This is a genomic window from Streptomyces sp. SID3212, from assembly GCF_009865405.1.
Classification (GTDB): domain Bacteria; phylum Actinomycetota; class Actinomycetes; order Streptomycetales; family Streptomycetaceae; genus Streptomyces.
The window spans coordinates 1-1,141 of the sequence record NZ_WWJY01000531.1; the positions used below are offsets into that span (position 1 = coordinate 1).

Sequence of the window (1,141 nt, forward strand, 5' to 3'; positions counted from 1 at the left end):
CAAGCCCGTCCGGCGATTGAGGACAACAGCGACCGCAGCGCGGTCACCCCTAGGGGCTCACCACCACCCGCAACTCCGCGAGCGCCTCGCGCAAGAACGAGGCCAACGAACCCGAACCCGCCCGAACCCACCGCTCAAACCCCACCTTGAACACCGCCACCCCCACCTCCGCCGCCAGGCTCGCCACCGCTTCGCTCACCCCCCGCCCCCGCAACGTCGTCGCCAGCGCCGCGGTCAACGACGCCAGCTTGATCAGCTCGCGCTCCTGGAGCTCCACGTTCGCCGCGATGACCTCCTGCCGCCGCCGCGCGAACTCGTGCCGGTCCGCGAAGAACTCCGCCACCGCCTCCAGCGTCAGAGCCATCGCGTCGATCGGCCCGACCGACGCCGGGACAGCGGCCAGGGTGTCCACGAACACCCCCTCCAGTAGCTGGGCGCCCCCGAAGAGCACCTCGCGCTTGTCGGCGTAGTAGCGGAAGAACGTCCGCTCCGAGAGGCCCGCGCGTTCCGCGATCTGCGCCGCCGTCGTCTGCTCGAAGCCCCGCTCGCTGTACAGCTCCAGCGCGGCCCGCTCCAGCCGCCCGCGCGCGTCGGGCTCCCATCGGCTCATGTCCCGATCCTACGCGATGACAGTCACTGACATCGAGTGTTACGTTGGTGGTGATGGCAGTGACTGACATCGTCAGGGACTGGCATCGAACCGACAAGACCAGGAGGTCTCCCCATGCGTGTGTTCCTCACCGGCGCGTCCGGCTGGATCGGCTCCGCCGTAGTCCCCGAACTCCTCGGCTCCGGCCACAAGGTCCTCGGCCTCGCCCGTTCCGACGCCGCCGCCGACGCCCTCACCCGGGCCGGCGCCGACGTGCTCCGTGGCACGCTCGACGATCTCGACACCCTGCGCGACGCGGCCAAGGCGTCCGACGGGGTGATCCACCTCGCCTTCAAGCACGACATCGCGTTCAGCGGCGGCTTCGAGGACGCCGCCGACGCGGACCGCAGGGCCGTCGACACGTTCGGCGAGGCCCTCGCGGGAACCGGCCGCCCGTTCCTGATCGCCTCCGGCACGCTCGGCCTCGCGCCGGGGCGGGTCGCCACCGAGCGCGACGGCCAAGAACCCGTCACCACCGAGGGCGCCCACGCC

At 71.4% G+C, this 1,141-nt stretch carries 2 protein-coding genes; one reads left to right on the top strand and one right to left on the bottom strand.

All coding sequences use genetic code 11. The features are described 5' to 3' along the window. Window positions 1-49 precede the first annotated feature (49 nt). Window positions 50-610 carry a TetR family transcriptional regulator gene (locus tag GT042_RS15890; protein WP_161309367.1) on the bottom strand — a complete coding sequence of 187 codons (561 nt, stop codon included), beginning with the start codon at window positions 608-610 and terminating at the stop codon, window positions 50-52. A 114-nt stretch (window positions 611-724) separates the two neighbouring features. Between GT042_RS15890 and GT042_RS15895 the strand changes: the two genes are divergently transcribed. Further along, window positions 725-1,141 (top strand): NAD-dependent epimerase/dehydratase family protein (locus GT042_RS15895; protein ID WP_161309368.1); only part of this gene is annotated, 417 nt, incomplete at its 3' end.

Excerpts from the sequence above, each read along its gene's own strand:
- GT042_RS15890 (WP_161309367.1), bottom strand. The coding sequence starts at position 610 with ATGAGCCGATGGGAGCCCGACGCGCGCGGGCGGCTGGAGCGGGCCGCG.